This is a genomic window from Streptomyces sp. NBC_00631, assembly GCF_045206895.1.
Taxonomy (GTDB): domain Bacteria; phylum Actinomycetota; class Actinomycetes; order Streptomycetales; family Streptomycetaceae; genus Streptomyces.
Genome location: NZ_CP107734.1, coordinates 3,272,740 through 3,291,203, shown reverse-complemented (window position 1 = coordinate 3,291,203; position 18,464 = coordinate 3,272,740). Strand labels below are relative to the sequence as shown.

General features: G+C 69.8%; 15 protein-coding genes and 1 tRNA gene. 10 read left to right on the top strand and 6 right to left on the bottom strand.

Features of this window, described 5'->3' with window-relative positions; all coding sequences use genetic code 11:
• Nucleotides 1–229 precede the first annotated feature (229 nt).
• Entirely contained in the window at nt 230–1,105 is an 876-nt protein-coding gene (panB, locus tag OHB00_RS15085) for a 3-methyl-2-oxobutanoate hydroxymethyltransferase (protein ID WP_406435125.1), read from the bottom strand.
• A gap of 226 nt (nt 1,106–1,331) precedes the next feature.
• Between panB and OHB00_RS15080 the strand changes: the two genes are divergently transcribed.
• From OHB00_RS15080 to OHB00_RS15060, 5 genes are all read left to right on the top strand, one after another.
• Nucleotides 1,332–2,930, top strand: coding sequence for an MFS transporter (locus tag OHB00_RS15080; protein WP_406435123.1), 1,599 nt, complete (start codon nt 1,332–1,334; stop codon nt 2,928–2,930).
• 328 nt (nt 2,931–3,258) lie between these two features.
• Nucleotides 3,259–3,888, top strand: a complete 630-nt coding sequence (locus OHB00_RS15075) for a TetR/AcrR family transcriptional regulator (RefSeq protein WP_406435121.1) — start codon at nt 3,259–3,261, stop codon at nt 3,886–3,888.
• A gap of 183 nt (nt 3,889–4,071) precedes the next feature.
• Entirely contained in the window at nt 4,072–5,124 is a 1,053-nt protein-coding gene (locus tag OHB00_RS15070; protein ID WP_406435119.1) for an endonuclease/exonuclease/phosphatase family protein, read from the top strand.
• Between the two features lie 148 nt (nt 5,125–5,272).
• A complete protein-coding gene (locus OHB00_RS15065) occupies nt 5,273–6,496 on the top strand; it encodes an MFS transporter (RefSeq protein WP_406435117.1) in 1,224 nt (407 codons plus the stop codon).
• Nucleotides 6,497–6,685: 189 nt separating this feature from the next.
• Nucleotides 6,686–7,300: a Uma2 family endonuclease gene (locus tag OHB00_RS15060; protein WP_406435115.1), complete on the top strand. Its 615-nt coding sequence runs from the start codon at nt 6,686–6,688 to the stop codon at nt 7,298–7,300.
• Between the two features lie 82 nt (nt 7,301–7,382).
• Here the strand turns inward: OHB00_RS15060 and OHB00_RS15055 are convergent.
• A tRNA-Gln gene (locus OHB00_RS15055) sits at nt 7,383–7,454 on the bottom strand.
• A gap of 459 nt (nt 7,455–7,913) precedes the next feature.
• On the opposite strand from OHB00_RS15055, the gene OHB00_RS15050 reads away from it, so the two are divergent.
• The 3 genes from OHB00_RS15050 (at nt 7,914) to OHB00_RS15040 (ending at nt 11,114) form a co-directional block, all read left to right on the top strand.
• The gene (locus OHB00_RS15050; RefSeq protein ID WP_406435113.1) at nt 7,914–8,417 is read left to right on the top strand and encodes a hypothetical protein; all 504 of its coding nucleotides are present in this window, start codon (nt 7,914–7,916) and stop codon (nt 8,415–8,417) included.
• Between the two features lie 133 nt (nt 8,418–8,550).
• Entirely contained in the window at nt 8,551–10,296 is a 1,746-nt protein-coding gene (locus tag OHB00_RS15045) for a S8 family serine peptidase (RefSeq protein ID WP_406435111.1), read from the top strand.
• A 542-nt stretch (nt 10,297–10,838) separates the two neighbouring features.
• Nucleotides 10,839–11,114 carry a DUF397 domain-containing protein gene (locus OHB00_RS15040; RefSeq protein WP_406435109.1) on the top strand — a complete coding sequence of 92 codons (276 nt, stop codon included), beginning with the start codon at nt 10,839–10,841 and terminating at the stop codon, nt 11,112–11,114.
• Between the two features lie 74 nt (nt 11,115–11,188).
• On the opposite strand, the gene OHB00_RS15035 is transcribed toward OHB00_RS15040, so the two are convergent.
• The 3 genes from OHB00_RS15035 to OHB00_RS15025 all read right to left on the bottom strand — a co-directional run bounded on the left by OHB00_RS15035 (nt 11,189) and on the right by OHB00_RS15025 (nt 14,754).
• A complete protein-coding gene (locus tag OHB00_RS15035) occupies nt 11,189–13,108 on the bottom strand; it encodes a protease pro-enzyme activation domain-containing protein (RefSeq protein WP_406445788.1) in 1,920 nt (639 codons plus the stop codon).
• Nucleotides 13,109–13,445: 337 nt separating this feature from the next.
• Nucleotides 13,446–14,078, bottom strand: coding sequence for a DUF305 domain-containing protein (locus OHB00_RS15030; RefSeq protein WP_406435107.1), 633 nt, complete (start codon nt 14,076–14,078; stop codon nt 13,446–13,448).
• 1 nt (nt 14,079) lies between these two features.
• Entirely contained in the window at nt 14,080–14,754 is a 675-nt protein-coding gene (locus OHB00_RS15025) for a DUF3105 domain-containing protein (protein WP_406435105.1), read from the bottom strand.
• 169 nt (nt 14,755–14,923) lie between these two features.
• Between OHB00_RS15025 and OHB00_RS15020 the strand changes: the two genes are divergently transcribed.
• Nucleotides 14,924–15,367: an Rrf2 family transcriptional regulator gene (locus OHB00_RS15020; RefSeq protein ID WP_406435103.1), complete on the top strand. Its 444-nt coding sequence runs from the start codon at nt 14,924–14,926 to the stop codon at nt 15,365–15,367.
• A 121-nt stretch (nt 15,368–15,488) separates the two neighbouring features.
• On the opposite strand, the gene OHB00_RS15015 is transcribed toward OHB00_RS15020, so the two are convergent.
• Nucleotides 15,489–16,676 carry a globin domain-containing protein gene (locus OHB00_RS15015; protein WP_406435101.1) on the bottom strand — a complete coding sequence of 396 codons (1,188 nt, stop codon included), beginning with the start codon at nt 16,674–16,676 and terminating at the stop codon, nt 15,489–15,491.
• Nucleotides 16,677–16,988: 312 nt separating this feature from the next.
• Here OHB00_RS15015 and glnA point away from each other — a divergent pair, with 312 nt between their 5' ends.
• Nucleotides 16,989–18,350 (top strand): type I glutamate--ammonia ligase, encoded by a 1,362-nt coding sequence (gene glnA, locus OHB00_RS15010; protein WP_406435099.1) that lies wholly within the window; start codon nt 16,989–16,991, stop codon nt 18,348–18,350.
• The last annotated feature ends 114 nt before the right edge of the window (nt 18,351–18,464 follow it).

The window sequence follows — 18,464 nt, the reverse complement described above, 5'->3', positions numbered from 1 at the left end:
GCCGACGGTCCGGCCGGACCGGGCGCGAACGGCAGCCGGCCCGCCGACGGGGGAAGATCGGCGGGCCGGCCCCGGTGTTTCCGCAGTGGCTCTGGGCAGCGCCCCGAAGGCCGTCCCGTAAGGGGCGCGGGGCTGTACTCGGTATGCGGCTCCGCCGCGTGGGCGCGACCGGCCACGACGAGGCCGCAGACGAAGACGGCGCATCGTGGCCGGCTGGCCCAGCGGAGCGTCAGTGGACGGAGTGCTCCTCCTGCGGGAACGTCCCGCCGACGACGTCCTCGGCGTAGGCCTTGGCCGCGTTGCCCATGACCTCGCGCAGGTCCGCGTACTTCTTCACGAACTTCGGGACCCGGCCCGAGGTCAGGCCGAGCATGTCCGTCCAGACCAGGACCTGCGCGTCGGTCTCGGGACCGGCGCCGATGCCGACGGTCGGGATGTGCAGCACCCGGGTCACCTCGGCCGCGAGCTCCGCCGGGACCAGTTCGAGCACGACCGCGAACGCGCCCGCGTCCTGCACCGACTTGGCGTCGCGCAGCAGCTGCTGGGCCGCCTCCTCGCCGCGGCCCTGCACCCGGTAGCCCATCGCGTTGACGGACTGCGGGGTCAGGCCGATGTGCGCCATCACCGGGATACCGGACTCGACGAGCAGCCGGATCTGTTCGTGCGACCGTTCGCCGCCCTCCAGCTTGACCGCGCCGACGCCCGCCTCCTTCACCAGCCGGGTCGCCGAGCGCAGCGCCTGCACCGGGCCCTCCTGGTAGGAGCCGAAGGGGAGGTCGCCGACGACGAGGGCGCGCTGGGTGCCGCGGACCACGGCCGCCGACAGCATCGTCATCTCGTCCATGGTGACGGGGACCGTCGACTCGTAGCCGAGGTGACAGTTGCCGGCCGAGTCGCCGACCAGGAGCACCGGGATGCCGGCCTCGTCGAAGACGGACGCGGTCATCGCGTCGTAGGCGGTGAGCATGGGCCACCTCTCGCCGCGTTCCTTGGCGAGGGCGAGGTCGCGGACCGTGATGCGGCGAGTGCCCTTACCCCCGTACAGCGCCTTGCTGCCGTCGGAGGGGCTGTTCTGCACAGTCTGGGCAGCCGAAACCTGCGTCATGACAACGGCTCCTTCAAGTCATCTCGTGGCACCCTCACGGTGTCCCCGGATCCCTCCCATGGTGGCACTTCGTGCCGCCCTCGGCCAGAGCGCCCCCGTGTGATCCATCGGTCACCACCCCCCGGCCGCCCCCTCCCCGCTCCACCCTGTCGCGTTATGTAAGGTTCAGGTAAAGTGATTCAAATACGAGACGGTGCCGTATTGAAATGGGACTAGGCTCGTCTGCATGACAACTCCTGCCGACCACGCTCCGCCCGGTCCGCGCATACCCGAGGCAGTGCACCGGCGCCGCTGGGCGATCCTCGGCGTGCTCATGCTCAGCCTGCTGATCGTGGTGCTCGACAACTCGATCCTGAACGTCGCCGTCAAGACCATCTCCACCCCGGCTCCGGTCGGCCTCGGTGCCACCCAGAGCCAGCTGGAGTGGGCGATCAACGCCTACACCCTCGTCTTCGCCGGCCTGCTCTTCACCGCCGGTCTCGTCGGCGACCGCCTGGGCCGCAAGAAGGTGCTCATCGGCGGCCTGGTGGTCTTCGGCGCCGGTTCGGCCCTCGCCGCCGAGTCCGGCTCCGCGGGCCAGCTGATCACCTTCCGGGCCCTGATGGCCCTCGGCGCCGCATTCGTGATGCCCGCCACCCTCGCCGTCCTGATGAACGTCTTCGAGCGTCAGGAGCAGCCCAAGGCGATCGGCATCTGGGCGGGCGGCGTCGGCCTCGCGATCGCCATCGGCCCGATCACCGGCGGTGTGCTGCTGGACCACTTCTGGTGGGGCTCGGTCTTCCTCATCAACGTTCCGATCGTGATCATCGCGCTCGCCCTGATGTTCTGGCTGGTGCCCGACTCGCGCGACCCGCGCCCGGGCCGCATCGACCCTGTCGGCGTGGTGCTCTCCGTCGTGGGCCTGGTCCTTCTCGTCTACGGCATCATCAAGGGCGGCGAACTCGCCGACTTCACCGACGCCAAGGTGCTCGCCACCATCGCCGCGGGCCTCGTGGTGCTCGCCGCCTTCGTGATCTTCGAGAAGCGCAGCGACCACCCGTCCCTGGACGTCACCTACTTCAAGAACAAGATCTTCTCCGCCGCCATGGCCGCCATCGCGCTGGTCTTCTTCGCGCTGATGGGCGTGACCTTCTTCTCCGTCTTCTACACCCAGAGCGTGCGCGGCTACTCGCCCCTGCAGTCGGGTCTGCTGCTGCTCCCGCTGGCCGTCGCGCAGATCATCTTCGCGCCGCGGGCCCGGCTGGTCGTCGACCGGTTCGGCAACAAGGCCACCACCACGGGCGGCCTGCTGCTGATCGCCGCCACCCTGGGTGCCTTCGCCACCTTCGAGGCCGACACGCCGATCTGGATCCTTGAGATCGTCTTCTTCCTGATGGGCTTCGGCATGGCGCACATCATGACGCCGACCTCGGTCGTGATCATGCAGGCCCTGCCCCGCGAGAAGGCCGGTTCCGCCTCCGCGCTCAGCAACACCTTCCGCCAGGTCGGCGGCGCCCTCGGCATCGCCGTGCTCGGCTCGGTGCTGTCCACGTCGTACCGCAACGGCATCGAGGGCAGCCTCGGCGCGCTGCCGCCCGGGCTGCGCGAGACCGCCGGCGAGTCCATCGAGGCCACGCTCGGCGTCGCCTCGAAGCTCGGCGCCCAGGGCAAGGCCCTGGTCACCCCCGCCAACGACGCCTTCCTGCACGCCATGCACACCACCGCCCTGTGGGGCGCGGGCGTCGCGCTGATCGGCGCCGTGGTCGTGGCCCTCTTCCTGCCGGGCAAACCGCCGGCCGGTCAGCAGGGCGACCGGGAACAGGAGTTGGTCGCGGCGACGGACTGACGAACGACCGAGGCACCGGCAGCGGCAGGAACTACGGGGAACCCCGACGGCCCCCTACGGGAAAGCCGGGGAACCCCGACGGTCCTACGGGAAAGCCGGGGAACCCCGACGGCCCTACGGGAAAGCCGGGGAACCCCGACGGTCCTACGGGAAAGCCGGGGAACCCCGACGGCCCTACGGGAAAGCCGGGGAACCCCGACGGCCCTACGGGAACCCAGCGGAGACCACAGGAGCACACAGGACCACAGGGGGGAAACCTCGTGGGCGACCACGGGGGGAGGCTTCGGTTGCGGGAGGATTCTCGTAGCCAGTGAGAGGACGGTATGACGTGACGCTTGCCGACAGCGGCCCGCGGTCGATGGCTCCGGCCCGGGGCCGCCCCCGCAGCGAGGCGGTGGAAATCGCCATTCTGGAGGGCGTGATGAAGCTCCTGGAGGACGGCGTTCCGCTCGGCGAGCTGTCCATCGAGCGGATCGCCCGGACCGCCGGCGTCGGCAAGGCCACCATCTACCGCCGCTGGAACGGCAAGGAGGAGCTCTTCGTCGACGTCATGCGCGCCGCCGAGCCCCCCGACCCCGAACTCCCCGGCACCTCCATGCGCGACGACCTGGTCGTGCTCCTCGAATCGCTGCGGCAGCGCGGACTGATGAACCGTTCGTCGGCGATCCTGCACAACGTCTACGCCCAGATGAAGAGCAGCCCCCGCATCTGGAACGCCTACCACGCCAACGTCGTCAACCCCCGGCGCGAACTGGGCAAGGAAGTGCTGCGCCGCGGCCAGCGCAACGGCGAACTCGGCGCCGGCGTCGACATCGAACTGGCCAACGACATGTTCACCGGCCCGATGCTGCTCAGGGCCATCCTGCGCCCGGATGCGGAACTCCCCGAAAGCCTGCCCGAACAGATCGTCGACGCCGTACTGGCGGGTCTCGGGCCCGTCACCCCGCCGGAGTCGTGAGCGGGAGTGTGCGCGTTCTGTCACAGACCCCGCCGACCCGCCGGTAACCGGAACTCCTCCCCTCGGCTTGTTCGTCCTCGTCTTCCGTACGGCCGTCATGTGACGGCGGGAGAGGAGCCGATCATCCCCTAGGGTCGTAACCGGGGGACGACGGTGTGCACGGCAGGTTGTGAGGCAGACGGTATGGCGCAGCAGGCGTACATGACGGAGACGGACAGCGGCGGCTCGGGGCCCGAGCGTCGGGGAGACCGGTTCCGGCGCCTGGTGGAACGGCTGCTGTCGGGCTGGCGGGACGATCCACGCATCTGGCGCCGGGGCATCGTCCTCGCCGTCATCGCGCTGCTGCTGGCCGGTGTGATGCTGCTGCACTCCCGCATCCCCAACGCCATCGGCAACCTCGGCAGTCTCACCGAGACCTTCCTGCCCTGGCTGGGCCTGCTGATCCCGGTGCTGTTGCTGCTCGGCCTGGTACGCAGGTCGGCGACCGCGCTGATCGCCGTACTGCTCCCGGCGATCGTCTGGCTGAACATGTTCGGCGGACTGCTCACCGACAAGCAGGGCACCGGCGGCGACTTCATGGTGGCCACCCACAACGTCAACGCCGACAATTCCGACCCGACCGGTACGGCCACTCAGCTCGCCTCCTCCGGCGCCGACGTGCTGGCCCTGGAGGAACTGACGGCGACGGCCGTGCCCACGTACGAGAAAGCGCTGGCGCCGACGTACAAGTACCACGCGGTCGAGGGCACCGTCGGCCTGTGGAGCAAGTACCGCCTCACCGGCGTGAAGGCCGTCGACATCAAGCTCGGCTGGACGCGCGCGATGCGGGCCACGGTGGCCACCCCGGACGGCCCTCTCGCCGTCTACGTGGCCCATCTCCCCTCCGTCCGGGTCAAGCTGAACGCCGGCTTCACCGCCCGGCAGCGCGACACGAGCGCGGACGCGCTGGGCGAGGCCATCGCCGACGAGACCCTGCCCCGGGTGATCCTCCTCGGCGACCTCAACGGCACGATGAACGACCGTTCCCTCAACGCCGTCACCTCACAGATGCGCTCCACACAGGGCGCGGCGGGCAGCGGCTTCGGGTTCAGCTGGCCGGCCTCGTTCCCGATGGCCCGCATCGACCAGATCATGGTCAAGGGCGTGGACCCGGAGAGTTCCTGGACCCTCCCGAGGACCGGAAGCGACCACCTCCCGATCGCCGCGCGTGTGAACCTGACCACATCGGGCTCGTGAAAACCGCTGGTCATCGGCGTGTGGTCGGCTTTGTAAGGACAACTGGACACCGCATCGCAACCTGGCGGAATACTTGGCCTGGGAGACTTTGTTCCGTAGCTGAACATAGAACGCACGGAACCCTGCTCCCCGAAAGGCAAAGCCCTTCATGCCTCTGGCCCTGCTCGCCCTGGCCGTCGGCGCTTTTGGTCTCGGCACCACCGAATTCGTGATGATGGGCCTGCTGCCCGACGTCGCCGACGACCTGCACATCTCGATCCCCGCCGCCGGCCACCTGGTCTCGGCGTACGCGCTGGGCGTCGTCATCGGCGCCCCGCTCCTGGCCGCCCTCACCGCCCGCCTGCCCCGCCGCACGGTCCTCATCTCCCTGATGGGCCTGTTCGTCGCGGGCAACGCGCTCTCCGCGCTGGCTCCCGGCTACGACTCCCTCCTGGCCGCCCGTTTCCTCAGCGGCCTCCCGCACGGCGCCTTCTTCGGCGTCGGCGCGGTCGTGGCCACCAACCTGGTGGCACCGGAGCGCAAGGCCCGCTCCGTCTCCCTGATGTTCATGGGCCTGACCGTCGCCAACATCGCGGGCGTCCCGGTCGCCACCCTCACGGGCCAGCACCTCGGCTGGCGGGCGACCTTCCTGGGCGTGAGCCTGATAGGCGTCGCGGCGATGGCCGCGGTGTTCTTCCTGATCCGCCCCACGCACACCCCGGCCCCGGCGTCCGGCCTGCGCGGCGAACTCACCGCCCTCCGCTCCCTCCCGGTGTGGCTGGCCCTCGCCACCACGGTGGTCGGCTTCGGCGCCCTCTTCTCCGCGTACAGCTACATCACGCCGATGCTGACGGCGTCCGCCGGCTACACCCAGAGCAGCGTGACCCTCCTCCTCGCCCTCTTCGGCGTCGGCGCCACGATCGGCAACCTGGTCGGCGGCCGCCTCGCCGACCACGCGATGCGCGGCACACTCTTCGGCGGCCTGGTGTCCATGGTGGCGGTGCTGCTCCTCTTCCCGGTCCTGATGCGGACCGAGGGGAGCGCGGCCGTCGCGGTCGTCCTGCTGGGCGTGGCGGCCTTCGTCACCGGCTCCCCGCTCCAGCTGATGGTCATGGAACGCGCCGCCGCGGGCCCCTCTCTCGCCTCCTCCGCCAACCAGGCGGCCTTCAACCTCGCCAACGCGGGCGGCGCCTGGATCGGCGGCGTGGCCCTGGCGGCGGGCTTCGGCGTCACCTCCCCGGCGCTGGCGGGCACGGCCCTGGCCGTCCTGGGCCTGGGCGTGGCGAGCGTTGCGTACGCGGTGGACCGGCGCCGGACGGTGCCGGTCGCGGTCCGTGACCGGGTCATCGCCTCGCACGTCCCGGAGGCCGTGGAGCCGGTGCACTCCTCCTGACCGGCCGTGTCCCGGCCGACCGCCGACACGGAGGCCGGCCGGGACACCGCGGTGCACGGTGCGCCGCCGGATCCGCCCGTCAAGGGGCAGGCGCGGTGTTCACCTTCGGGTGAAGCGCTTAGGACGGGGCGTCGGCGATCGGATCTGCCTACGATGATGCTCTCGACACCGGCCCCTGGGAGGCACGCGATGTCCGCCGCAGCCATCGGGCAGCCCTTCGACGACGAGCCGTTCTCGCTCACGGCCATCGCCGACGAGATCATGGAACGGCATCCGGGCTACCGAGTCGAGATCATCGGAGGCCACCTCCTCGTGACCCCATCACCGGATGCCCCGCACGCCCGTGCCTTGACCAAGCTCATGCGACCCTTCATCGCGGCGGGGCTGGACGACGGCGACACCGAGGTCCTCCAGAACGTCGGCGTGTGGCTGCCCACCGGAGCCGAGGACTACGTCATCCCCGATCTCGCGATCGTGGACGCCGACATCGACGACCACCTCGTCGAGAACAACGCCTACGACCCCGTGTGCTTCCGTCTCGTCCTTGAGGTCACCTCCAGCAACTGGAAGGACGACCTGAAGACCAAGGCCGTCGCCTACGCCCAGGCCAAGGTCCCGGTCTACGTCATCGTCGACCGCAAGCACCAGCGCGTCCACGTGCTCACGGATCCCACTGGGGAGCAGTACGAGCACCACCGTCCGTACTCGCCCGGCGAGACCATCACGCTGCCCCGGTCGATCGGCGCCCAGGTCACCCTCGACGTCGACCAGATCCTCAAGGCCGCCCAGAAGAAGGCCGACTGACCGCGTCCGCCTCCCCGGCGACGAGCCTCACGTCGTGCACCGGACACCGCCCCTCCTGTCGGAGGGGCGGTGTCCGCGCTTGCTGGGATACCAGGACTCGAACCTGAACTAACGGAACCAGAAACCGTCGGGCTGCCAATTACCCCATATCCCATTCGCACCGAAGACCGCCGGAGCTCGGTCAGCCGGGCGTCGCCCTACCGCGTGTTGCTGTAGGGCCTTGCCCAACCTATCCGCGCTCTCCGCGGTGCGCCGTGAGGTGCGCGGGGTGTGTCGACCGGAGTCCTGCCCGTGCTCTCCTCCCGGACCCGCCGAGGGCTTCGGCCGGTCCTGCGCGTCGCCGGTCCTCGAAGCCCCCGCCGCGCCGCAGGCGCCGACAGTGGCGGGGCGAGGTCCGCGCGCTCGTTCGGTGCCTTCGGACAGAAGCTCATCCTGCGGCCTCCGGGGCCGGTTCGCCGGTCACCGGAGCCGATCGGGGGATTCCTTGCGCCGATCACCTCGCCCGATTGCGGGACCGCTCGGCGTGGTCATAACTTCGACATGTCGGAAATATTCCGAAAAGGTAAACAGCTTGTCTTATGTTTACCTTCCTGTGACATCGAACGGAGTATTCATGTCGGTGATGACCGGTACCCCGCCTCTGCAGCAGTTCGGCCAGCAGTTCGCCGGGCCGCAGCAGCAGCTCGCGCAGGTCGTCCAGCAGTCCATCCAGCAGGCCTGCCAGCAGGCGAGCCAGCAGATCGCGCAGCGCATGCAGCAGACGCTGCAGCAGCTCCACCAGGTCCAGCAGCAGCTGCAGCAGCAGGGCATCGCCCACCACGCCCACCCCTACCTGGCCGTCGCGCTGCACCACTCCCTGGTGCAGGGCGTGCGCAGCGCCGTGGAGCAGTCCGTGCAGCAGGCGCTGCCGACCGCGATCCTGACGCTGGTGCAGCAGGGCCAGCAGAGCCAGCAGGGCCAGCAGGGCCAGCAGGGCCAGCAGGGCCAGCACCAGTGGGGCGGCGGGTTCGGCCAGCAGTCGTTCGGTCAGCAGCCGTTCGGCCAGCAGTACCCGCAGCAGTACCAGCAGCCCGGCTTCGGCTTCGGCCCGATGGGTCAGCACTTCGGTATCGGCTGACGCAAGGCAGTGACCAGTGCGGTGTGCCCGGGACCGGTTCCCGAGCACACCGCACAGCCACGGAAGGCACGAGCCGCCCGTCATACGGATCAGAAGCGCGGAAACCGACGTAGGCATGGTTAAGGTGGATGTAATGGTCAAGGACAGGCCCGGAAGTAAGCCCAGGAGCAGCCGCCAGAGCGAATCCGAGGGCGCGGGGGCCGGCGGGCCGGGCCCCGAGGAAAAAGCGGCGCCGCGCAAGAAGGGCGGACCGTCGCCGATCGCGGTACAGCCGCGCCGGTCCCGCTACATGGTGACCCCGCTGCCGCAGCAGCTGCTGCCTGTGGGAGTGCCCGAACTCGGCATGGACGCGGTGTGTGACCACCTGGAGCGGATGCCCGAGGTCACGGTGGTTCGCAGACTCACCCCGTCGGACAAGCTGCAGTCGGCGGGAGTGCAGCCCTCCTGCCCGGAACTCGTGGTCGTCGAGGCCGCCGAAGCCCAGGTACCGGCGATGCAGTCGCTGCATGTGCACATCGAGCCGGATCTGCCGCTGTCCACGGCCGTACCCGTCGCCATGCCGGCCGCGGGGTTGCTGCCGCTGCGCGACCCGGGGCTGGTCATGCCGCTGGAGAAGCCCCTGCAGGTCTCGATCAGTGTCTGCTGTCCGGACGGCGAACCGCTTGCCGGTGCAGGGGTGTTCCTGATCGGGGCGGCATGGCCGAGCCAGGGCGTCACCGGCCCCGACGGGAGGGTCACCCTCACGCTGGCGACGGAGACCGCGCAGTCCGTGCAGGCACTGTACGTCCGGCCCGCGGGCGGCTACACGGACCGCTGGATCCACCGCCCCGAACTCTCGGTGACGCAGGACAACCTGGTCACGCTCACCCCGCTCTCCGGGGTCTACCCGGAACTGGAACAGCGGCAGAGTTACGGCTGGGGCCAGCAGGCCATGCGGCTGGACCGGCTGCCACCCACGTTCCGTGCCTTCGGCACCAAGATCGCCGTCATTGGTACGGGCGTCAGCATCGACCACCCCGACCTGAAGCAACGGGTGCGCTCCGGCGCCGATTTCGTGCGCGGCACGAAGGAGGGCTGGGCCCACGATCCGGTCGGCACCGGCACCCACGCGGCAGGCATCATCGTCGGGGCGGACACGGGCAAGGGCGTCATCGGCATCGCCGTCGACGCCGAACTTGAGGTCTGCGGGATCATGCCCGACGGCCACTTCAGCGACCTGATCGCAGCCCTGGACCACTGCGTCGAGCACGAGGTCGACATCGCCCACATCCAGGTGGCGACCCCGTACCCCTCGTCGCTGGTCTCCCGCAAACTCGCCGATGCCACCGCGGCGGGCATCGCCTGCATCGCTGCGGTCGGCGACAGCGGCGGACCGGTCTCCTTCCCCGCCTCCCTGCCCACCGTCTTCGCCGTGGGCGCCCTGGGAGCCTTCGGCACCTACCCGCCCGACACCTCCCAGGCCACCCACATCGGGCCGCAGTTGAGCGCAGAGGGGCTGTTCGCCGCTCCGTTCAGCTGCCACGGTCCCGGAGTGAACGCGGCCGCCCCCGGCGTCTCGGTCCTGTCCTGTGCCCCGGACGGCGGCTACACCGCCCTCGACGGCACCGGCACCGCGTCGGCCCACATCGCGGGCCTGGCCGCGCTCGTGCTGGCCCATCACGAGGACTTCCACGGCCAACTGCTGCCCCGGGGGCCGGGCCGCGTGCAGCACCTCTTCGGGATTCTCGCCGCCAGCTGCCGCCCGCTCGCCGCACTGGGAACACTGGACGCGGCCCGTACCGGGTGCGGCGTGCCCGACGCCCTTGCCGCCCTCGGCCTGGCCCACGGCCCCCAGCTCGGCCCGGCCCTGTCTCCCTTCGCCCCGTCCATGACCGGGTAGCTCCCTCTCCCGGCCCGCGAGCCGGATACTCCGGGTACTCCGGGCCAGGGCGAAAGCCTTCCGCTCGTCGTCATGCGGAGGGAGTGGGGTCACCAGGACCAGGACCCCACGCCCCTCCGCTCGGCGAGTCGGCCGATCAGCGGCTCCATGGCGACCTGCCGGCGTACGCCCACATGAACGGCCTCTGGGCGCAACCGGGTCGGCATTCAGGTTCGACCACGTGAATCGGCCGTTCCTGAGGTGGTCGAGCGGGACGGGGGCCGAATCGGTCTTCTTCATCGTCCTCGATGCCGGCCTGTTGGTGCTTGCGGCGAAAGCCGCGCCGGGGATTCCTTGCGAAGGGCCGGATGACTGATCTCGCACCAGACCGTCTTTCGGTCAGGGCCCCGGTCCGCGCCCCAGCGACCGGTCAGCGCGTCGAGGACGGCCAGGCCGCGCCCCGATTCCTCCGTCGACGTGGCGGGGAGCAGGGCGGGCAGCGTCCGTGGATCTGAGTCGGACACCTCGCGCCATGATCGAGGCAGCGGCAGGGGAATACCGAAATGGCAAGCAGCCGGATCGACTTGAGTGACGCGCTCTGGTTCAAGAGCAGCTACAGCAACGGTGACGGCGGGGAATGCGTCGAAGTGGCCCGCGACTTCCCCGGTGCCGCCCCATGGCGCAAGCCGGGCTACAGCAATGGTGACGGCGGCGACTGCCCAGAAGTTGCCGCGAACTTCCCCGGCCTCGTCCCCGTACGCGACTCCAAGTCCCCCGAGGGTCCCACCCTCCTCCTCCCCGGCACCGCCTGGGCCCCTTTCGTCGCTTTCCTCAAGTAGGCGTAACGCACAGGGGCGTGAGGTCCATAAGAACCCCACGCCCCTGTGCTCAGCGGATCAGCTGCTCAGTGCCGTCAGTGCTTGCGGTGCGACTGCTTGTACGACTCGACGTAGCCGTTCGCCGGGGTGCCGACGCCGGTCACGTCGTCATAGCCCTTGACCGCGGACAGGGAGCTGTCCTTGCCGAGGCTGCGGACCGAGGTCAGCAGGCCGTCGGTGGCGTCGTAGCCGTTGGCGAAGTCGACGCGGGCGACCGCGAGGTCCTTGCCGGTCGGCTTGTCGGTGACGTCGTGGTAGGCCTTCGTGCCGTACTTGGAGTAGATCAGCGGGTTGGCGAAACCGATCGCCTGGCCGCCGCGCGCCTCCTGGGCGAGGGCCTGGACGGCGGCGATGACCGGCGCGGCCAGCGACGTGCCGCCGATGCGGTACTCGCTGTACGCCTCGGTGCCGTCCGCCTGGGTCTGGGTCTGGCCGACCTTGAACCCGGTGTTGGGGTCGGCGATCGCCGAGATGTCCGGCACGACCCGGTTGCCGCCGGCGCTGTTGGCCGTGGCCAGCGCCTTCGGGACGACGTTCTTCTGGTAGTACGGCTCACCGACCGTCTTGCTGGTGCCGCCGCCCGCGCCCGAAGTGAACGCGCCGGGGAAGTTGGTCCAGCTCTTGCCGTCGGCCGCCAGCGCGGCCTTCTCGGTGCCCCAGCCGGTCTCCCACAGGTACTTGTCGCCCTTGCCGACAGCCAGCGAGGTACCGCCGACCGCCGTCACCCAGGCGGAGTTGGCCGGGGTGTCGACCTGCTTCGTACCGGTGTTGGCGACCTCGTCGCCGTTGTCACCGGAGGAGAAGTAGAAGCCGATGCCCTGCACCGCGCCCAGCTGGAAGACCTGGTCGTAGGCGGCCGCGATGTCCGGGGTCTCGTTGCCCTCGATGTCGCCCCAGGAGTTGGAGACGATGTCGGCGAGGTGGTTGTCGACGATCTTGCCGAGCGCGTCCAGCAGGTCGCTGTCCTGGCAGGAGGCGGCGCCCACGTAGGTGACGTCGGCGTCCGGCGCGACCGCGTGCACGGCCTCGACGTCGAGGGTCTCCTCGCCGTACCAGCCGGAGGCGTCGCACTCGTCGGCGCCGGTGTTCGTGTAGTTCGAGGGCAGCACCTGGTGCAGCTGGCTCGTCTTCCACGCGGAGTCGCCGTGCGCCTTGGCGTAGGTGCCGGCGTCGAAGGCGATGGTCGGCGAGGCGAACGCGTCGGTGATGGCGACGCGCACGTGCTTGCCGGTGTAGCTGCCGGCGCCGTAGGCGGCCCGCAGCTGCTTGCCGGTGTAGCCCTCGACGGCGTACGGGATCTTGCTGCCGTACGCGTCCGGCAGCGTGGTCGCGATGTTCGAGCCGTAGTACGACGAGAACGGCCCGGAGTTCTTGAACACGGTCGCCGGGGGCGGCAGCGTGTCGTCGTGGGTCGCCTTGTGCGGCGCGTTGTCCAGACCGGTGACGGTCAGGACGGCGGAGCTCACGGAGGCCGGCACGGACGCGGTCTGCGCCGGGGCGCGGTAGGTCTTGGAGCCCTTGGCGTAGTTGTGCAGCTGGGTGCCGAACGCCTTCTCGGCGGCGGACACGTCGCCGGTGACGGCGATGTAGTGCTGCGTGACCTCGGTGACCGTCAGGCCCGACGCGGTCAGCCAGGACTTGACGGCCTTCACCTGGGCCTTGGTGGCACCGAAGCGGGCCTGGACCTGCTTGGCGCTGAGGTACTTGCCGTAGAGCGGCGAGCTGGGGTCGGACACCGCCTTCGCGTACGCCGCGAGGCCCTTGGCGTCCTGGCCGGCCAGGTAGACCCGGGCCTTGACCTGCGCGCTGTTCGAGGTTGCGCCCTTGTCCGCCTTGGCCGTGGCCCAGAGGGGCTTGGTGCCCTTGAGGGTGTCACGGGCCGGGTTGTCCGCGGCGTGCGCCGCGGGTATGCCGAGCGCGAGCGCACCGGCGATCATCGGCAGTGTCGCTGCCATGCTCACGCTGGCCCGCACCTTGGCACGGTTGGATCTCATACTGCCCCCTGCTATGCGGTTCGACGCATGGAGTGGTCGGTCGTCCGTGATCACCGGGAGGCCTGCGGCGGAAGGGCCCGTGAATGGATCACACGGTGGAGGTCACTCTCTCGGTGAACTGTTCATGCCAGGGGAATGGGAAACCCAAGGAAATCCCAAGTGGGCGTTGATTAGGGGCTTTTGGTCCACTTTCGGTGGCGCGCAGAACATTACAGATCGGTTGCGATTGTTGTTGAAAGCTTGCGGTGCCGTTAAGTCGACAAATCCCTCATCTTGCAAGGCGGTTCGGTCGCGCGGTTCAGTCGCGCGGCTCGGCGCCCCGCTCCGTCAGCATCTGCTTCATCGTCGTCAGCTCCGACTGCTGCGCGTCCACCATGCCCTGGGCGAGGTTCTTCTCCACCGCGACGGTGCACCTGGCCACGCACCCCTCGGCCATGTGGATACCGCCCTTGTGATGGTCCGTCATCAGCTGCAGGTAGAAGATCTCCGCCTGCTTGCCGTTCAGGGTCCCCAGCTTCTTCAGCTCGGTGTCGGTCGCCATGCCCGGCATCAGCGAACCGTCCCCGCGCTCGGGCATGTCGCCCATGCCCATCCAGGACATCGGCGGCTTCGCCGACACCTTCGGCAGGTCCCACAGATCCAGCCAGCCCAGCAGCATGCCGCGCTGGTTGGCCTGCGTCTGCGCGATGTCGTAGGCGAGCCGCCGCACTTCCACGTTGGTCGTGCGGTCGCGGACGATGTACGACATCTCCACGGCCTGCTGGTGATGGACCGCCATGTCCCGCGCGAACCCCGCGTCCGCCCCGTCCGCGCTCGGGACGCCCAGGCCCCCGCCACCGCCGCCGTCCTCGGCGACCGCGTAGGTGATCGCGCCGGCGGCGACCAGCGCCGCCGCGGTCGTCCCGGCGATCCAGCCGATGTGCTTCCTCACGTCACATCGTCCCGCCGGTGCACGAGGCACCCGGCTCGGGAGTCTGCTTGCCCTGCACGTACGTCTCGAAGAACTTGCCGACCTTCGGGTCGTCGGCGCTCGTCACGCTCAGCTGGTGCCCCCACGCCGAAAGCTCGATCGGCGAGGTCTGGTTCGCGTACGGACTCATCAGCGAGTACGGCGTCTGCTTCACCTTCGCCGCCAGCTTGTCCACGTCCGACTTGCTCGCCTTGTCGGTGTACGTCACCCAGACCGCGCCGTGTTCGAGGGCGTGCACGGCGTTCTCGTCCTTCACGGCCTTCGTGTAGACGTTGCCGTTGCAGTTGAGCCACACCGGGTTGTGGTTGCCGCCGACCGGCGGGTGCATCGGGTACTTGACCGTCCCGGTGACGTGGGTGCGGGAGAGCTTGCCCGTCCAGGTCCGCACGCCGTCGCTGCCGGTCACGAAGTGCCCGGAGTCCCCGGAGGAGCCGCCCTTCGCGTCGCTCGCGCTGTCGCTCTTGTCCGACTGCGAGTTGACCAGCACCACCGCGCCGACGACGAGACCGGCGACGACCACGACGCTCGCGCCGATCGTCAGGATCCGGTTGCGCCGCTCGCGCGCCTGTTCGGCACGCCGCATCTCCTCTATGCGTGCCTTGCGCGCTGCGTTGTTGCTCTTCTTGGCGGTAGCCATGGCCGTGTCCTTCTTGGGGGAAAGGGACGTGGAGGATGGGGCCCGCTGATCGTAATGGGGGAGATGGGGCGAGTCGTAGGGAGGGCACAGGAAAGAACCGGAAAGACCCCCCGTCCGACAGGAAACCGATAATTTGAATGGCGGATGCGTATTACCTACGCTGGCCGGTATGCGGCTGTTGCGCTCCACCGACCTGGCTCTGCGCCTCCTGATGCGGCTCGCCGTCGCGGGCGAGTCCACCCCCACGACCCGCGAGGTCGCGGCCGACATGGACGTGCCGTACACGCATGCCGCGAAGGTGGTCGCCGAACTCCAGCATCTGGGCCTGGTCGACGCCCGCCGCGGGCGGGGCGGCGGGCTCACGCTGACCGAGAAGGGCCGTACGGCCTCGGTGGGGGCGCTGGTGCGCACCTTCGAGGGGGACGGCGAGGTGGTGGAGTGCGAGGGGGCGACGCCCTGCCCGCTGAACTCCGGGTGCCGTCTGCGGGGCGCGCTGCGCCGGGCCCAGGAGGCGTTCTACGCGGCCCTGGACCCGGTGACCGTGGCGGACATGGTGGCGGAGCCGACGGGGCCGTTGCTGCTCGGTATCTCCAGGAGGCCCGGGGCGGTTTAGGCGCCTACCGGGTTGCCGCGGTCCGCCGCCGGCGGCTGCGGCGCCATCGAGGCTGGTCGCGCCCACGCGGCGGTAGCCGCACGTCGGACACGGCCCCGCGCCGCTTCGGGGCGCTGCAGCCTCAGGCCTTTGCCAGCCACAGGTCCGGGCCGAAGACCTCGTAGTGGATGTCGGCCGGGGACACGCCCTTGTCGATCAGCTGGGTGCGTACCGAGCGCATGAAGGGGAGCGGCCCGCACAGGTACGCGCGCGTGCCGGGTGCCACCTCGACGTCGGTGAGATCCACCAGGCCGGTGCGGGTGCCCGGCTCGGCGTCGCGCTCGTAGAAGAAGTGGACGGCCGTGTCCGGCAGCTTCCCGGCGTACGCGGTGTGGTCGGCGCGCAGGGCGTGGTCGGCGGGGGAGCGGTCGCCGTGCACGACGGTGACCGGGGCGCGGTGGCCGTCGGTCGCGAGCGCGGCCAGCATCGACACCATCGGGGTGACACCGATACCCGCGGACGCGAGGAGCAGGGGCCGGTCGGTGACATCGCCCAGCACGAGGTCGCCGTACGACTCCGACAGCTCCAGGACGTCACCTTCGCGCACGCGCGCGTGCAGGTGGTTCGAGACCTCGCCGTCGGGCGTCGCGGTGTCGCCGGGCACGCGCTTGACGCTGAACTGGCGGACCGACTCGCCCGGCGCGCCGGAGAGGCTGTACTGGCGTATCTGGCGGGCGCCGTCGGGGAGGGTGACGCCCACGGACACGTACTGTCCGGCGCGGAAGCCGCGCACCGCCCCACCGTCCGCGGGCCGCACCCGGAACGTCACGACGTCGGCGGTCTCCGTCACCCGTTCGACGACCTCCCAGGGGCGGAACCCGGTGGTCTCGCTCTCCTCGTATAGGCGCTTCTCGATCGCGATCAGCGCGTTGGCCATCAGCCAGTAGACCTCGTCCCAGGCCGCCGCGACCTCGGGGGTGACGGCGTCGGCCAGCACCTCGACGATGGCGGCGAAGAGGTGTTCATGGACGACGGTGTACTGCTCGGGGGCCACCCCGAGGGAGGCGTGCTTGTGGGCGATACGGCCCAGCATCGCGTCGGGCCGCTGGTCCGGACGGTCCAGCAGGTGCGTGGCGAACGCGGCGATGGAGCCGGCGAGGGCCTGCCGCTGGGTGCCGGCGGCCTGGTTGCCGCGGTTGAAGAGGTCGCGCAGCAGTTCGGGGTGGGCGGCGAAGAGCCGGGCGTAGAAACGCTCGGTGATCTCGCCGATGGCCGCGCCGACGGCCGGGAGGGTGGCGCGGACGGTGGCGGCTGACGGCTCGGACAGCATCGGGGCTCCTTGTGGCTCGCCGGTTCGACACCCCGACGCTATTAAAACTTGCATCTCAGATTCAAATTTAAGAACCGTGGCGTCGGTCACCCCGGATCCCGATCGGCCATTACGGATGTCGCTGCGAGCAGGCAAGATGGGCGGCAGGGCAGGACACCTGCCGTACGAGAGCCGTTCAGGCCGAGGTCGCTCGGGCGATCAAGGTCCGCAACGCGCATGAAATGCTGTTGTGGTGTGATGCTCAGGTGCCCGACCGCCTCCTGCGGGACAGGGAGACAGGCGGCCTGACCAGCAAGGATGGGGAAGCGCAAGATGGACAAGCAGCAGGAGTTCGTGCTCCGGACCTTGGAGGAGCGTGACATCCGGTTCGTACGCCTGTGGTTCACGGACGTGCTGGGCTTCCTCAAGTCCGTCGCCGTGGCCCCGGCCGAGCTTGAACAGGCCTTCGACGAGGGCATCGGTTTCGACGGCTCCGCGATCGAGGGCTTCGCCCGGGTCTACGAGTCCGACATGATCGCCAAGCCGGATCCGTCCACCTTCCAGGTCCTGCCGTGGCGCGCGGAGACCCCCGGCACGGCCCGCATGTTCTGCGACATCCTCATGCCGGACGGCTCCCCGTCCTTCGCGGACCCGCGGTACGTCCTGAAGCGGGCCCTGGCCCGCACCTCCGACCTCGGCTTCACCTTCTACACCCACCCCGAGATCGAGTTCTTCCTCCTGAAGGACCGCCCGCTGGACGGTTCCCGCCCCACCCCGGCCGACAACTCGGGCTACTTCGACCACACGCCCACCAACGTCGGCATGGACTTCCGCCGCCAGGCGATCACCATGCTGGAGTCGATGGGCATCTCGGTCGAGTTCTCCCACCACGAGGGCGCGCCCGGCCAGCAGGAGATCGACCTGCGCTACGCCGACGCGCTCTCCACGGCCGACAACATCATGACGTTCCGGCTGGTCATGAAGCAGGTGGCGCTGGAGCAGGGGGTGCAGGCGACCTTCATGCCGAAGCCGTTCTCCGAGCACCCCGGCTCCGGTATGCACACCCACCTCTCCCTCTTCGAGGGCGACCGCAACGCGTTCTACGAGTCGGGTGCGGAGTTCCAGCTCTCCAAGGTCGGCCGCTCCTTCATCGCGGGCCTGCTGCGGCACGCCGCCGAGATCTCCGCGGTCACCAACCAGTGGGTGAACTCCTACAAGCGCATCTGGGGCGGCTCCGAGCGCACGGCCGGCGCCGGCGGCGAGGCGCCCTCGTACATCTGCTGGGGCCACAACAACCGCAGCGCGCTGGTCCGCGTCCCGATGTACAAGCCCGGCAAGACCGGCTCCGCGCGCGTCGAGGTCCGCTCCATCGACTCCGGCGCGAACCCCTACCTGGCCTACGCCCTGCTGCTGGCGGCCGGCCTGAAGGGCATCGAGGAGGGGTACGAGCTCCCGCCGGGCGCCGAGGACGACGTCTGGGCCCTCTCCAACGCCGAGCGCCGCGCGATGGGCATCGAGCCGCTCCCGCAGAACCTCGGCGAGGCCCTGACCCTCATGGAGGGCAGCGACCTGGTCGCCGAGACCCTCGGCGAACACGTCTTCGACTTCTTCCTGCGCAACAAGAAGCAGGAGTGGGAGGAGTACCGCAGCGAGGTCACCGCCTTCGAACTGCGGAAGAACCTGCCGGTGCTGTAGGGGCCGGTTCGGGTGTTTGTCCTGTTCGTCAGGGTGTTGCGGGGCCGGCGGCCAGGGGTCGCCGGCCCCCGCCGCGTCCCGTCCGCGAACCATCCGGCACCCTGCACCGCGCTG

Excerpts from the sequence above, each read along its gene's own strand:
- OHB00_RS15035 (WP_406445788.1), bottom strand. The coding sequence starts at position 13,108 with ATGGCAGCGACACTGCCGATGATCGCCGGTGCGCTCGCGCTCGGCATA.
- OHB00_RS15060 (WP_406435115.1), top strand. The coding sequence starts at position 6,686 with ATGTCCGCCGCAGCCATCGGGCAGCCCTTCGACGACGAGCCGTTCTCG.
- OHB00_RS15070 (WP_406435119.1), top strand. The coding sequence starts at position 4,072 with ATGGCGCAGCAGGCGTACATGACGGAGACGGACAGCGGCGGCTCGGGG.
- OHB00_RS15065 (WP_406435117.1), top strand. The coding sequence starts at position 5,273 with ATGCCTCTGGCCCTGCTCGCCCTGGCCGTCGGCGCTTTTGGTCTCGGC.
- glnA (WP_406435099.1), top strand. The coding sequence starts at position 16,989 with ATGGACAAGCAGCAGGAGTTCGTGCTCCGGACCTTGGAGGAGCGTGAC.
- OHB00_RS15080 (WP_406435123.1), top strand. The coding sequence starts at position 1,332 with ATGACAACTCCTGCCGACCACGCTCCGCCCGGTCCGCGCATACCCGAG.
- OHB00_RS15040 (WP_406435109.1), top strand. The coding sequence starts at position 10,839 with ATGGCAAGCAGCCGGATCGACTTGAGTGACGCGCTCTGGTTCAAGAGC.
- OHB00_RS15025 (WP_406435105.1), bottom strand. The coding sequence starts at position 14,754 with ATGGCTACCGCCAAGAAGAGCAACAACGCAGCGCGCAAGGCACGCATA.
- OHB00_RS15020 (WP_406435103.1), top strand. The coding sequence starts at position 14,924 with ATGCGGCTGTTGCGCTCCACCGACCTGGCTCTGCGCCTCCTGATGCGG.
- OHB00_RS15045 (WP_406435111.1), top strand. The coding sequence starts at position 8,551 with ATGGTCAAGGACAGGCCCGGAAGTAAGCCCAGGAGCAGCCGCCAGAGC.
- OHB00_RS15015 (WP_406435101.1), bottom strand. The coding sequence starts at position 16,676 with ATGCTGTCCGAGCCGTCAGCCGCCACCGTCCGCGCCACCCTCCCGGCC.
- OHB00_RS15050 (WP_406435113.1), top strand. The coding sequence starts at position 7,914 with ATGTCGGTGATGACCGGTACCCCGCCTCTGCAGCAGTTCGGCCAGCAG.
- panB (WP_406435125.1), bottom strand. The coding sequence starts at position 1,105 with ATGACGCAGGTTTCGGCTGCCCAGACTGTGCAGAACAGCCCCTCCGAC.